Here is a 1,316-nt window from a genome sequence, read left to right as displayed (position 1 = left end):
TTGGTGCTTTGCGTCAGCGGGTTTCGGAGCACAAAACTGTCAACCTGCACTGAACTTGAATTGAAGCACAAATCTTCAAGTTTGCACATCACCCCGCCTGACGCAAAACCCGTGTTAGTGGCAGGTTATTTTTTTATAAGTTGCTTTACTATGATTGGAATAATTGGGGCAAATCCCTTCTTTGTCCACCTTTGGCTATAATTTGCTGTTATGATTGTTTTTATGTTTGGGATATATATAACTTGTGTTCCCCAAAATCCCGAATGTGTATAGGCTTTTAATCCTTCAATTTCAGTCTCCCAAATCCCCATTCTATAATCAAGTGCTTGCTTTTTGGAATAATTAATAGGTGTAAGCATTCTTTTTAATGTGGATTTTTTGCGAAACACTTTGTTTTCAAACAAATATTTATAAAATAAAGCTAAATCGCGGGCAGAAGATAATAAACCTCCTCCTCCGTACAAATCAAATGTTGGATTTATAAAATAGGTGTCTTCGCCATCCATATAATATTGATGAATTCTATCCGTATTAAACTCTCCCTTTTTATCTTCAATATGAATGGACTTTAAGCCTAATTTTTTTAAATTCAGTAGTTCTTCTATGGCTTCTCCCAATGGTTTTTGGGTGATTTTTTCAATGATTTCGCCTAATAATATGTACCCCGAGTCGGAATACGAAAACTGCTCACCTATTTCTCCTACCGGCTTTGTCTGGGTTGTTAATTCCAACAATTGTTCAGTACGAGTCCAAATGTGGTTTGTTTTAAGATATTCAATTTTAAACTTCTCCGTTTGGGTATGTTCTGCCATTCCACTCGAGTGGGTCAATAAATGGAGAATGGTGATTTTTTCAGGAGCGTACCCACCTTTTATCAAAATTTCGGAATGTTCTTTACTGATGTATTTTATGATGGGGTCTTCAAGGTTCAGTTTTTTATCTTCCCAAAGTCTTAATATGGTAGATGCCACAAAGGTTTTTGTAACACTCGCCATTCTAAAAGTTTGGTTAGGTAAGAGCTTAATTTTATTTTCTTTATCGGCATATCCCGATGCTCCACTCCAATCGATTTGTTTTTCTTTGCAAATAACAGTTACCAATACACCCGGTATGTTCTCGTTTATTTGGCTATCTAAATCCGCTTGAAAATTTAGATTACTTTGAGCACTCAATTTAAAAGCTATTGAGGAAACAATAATTGTTAAGAACAAGGTATATTTAAGCTTCTGTTTCATATATATAGATTTCATTTCTTTACTTGCCGCTAACGTTTTTGCGGCTTGGCGTAGTGGCGGATTTTTAGCACAAAAGTTCAA

General features: G+C 35.6%; 1 protein-coding gene. It reads right to left on the bottom strand.

Going from position 1 to position 1,316, the window contains the following annotated elements:
* Positions 1 to 125: 125 nt before the first annotated feature.
* The coding region (locus CHX27_RS00580) for a serine hydrolase domain-containing protein (protein ID WP_133063369.1) at positions 126 to 1,316 on the bottom strand (1,191 nt) is incomplete at its 5' end.

Origin of the sequence: Flavobacterium aurantiibacter, assembly GCF_002251775.1 — a bacterium.
Lineage (GTDB): Bacteria > Bacteroidota > Bacteroidia > Flavobacteriales > Flavobacteriaceae > Flavobacterium > Flavobacterium aurantiibacter.
This window is presented reverse-complemented; position numbering and strand designations above follow the sequence as displayed.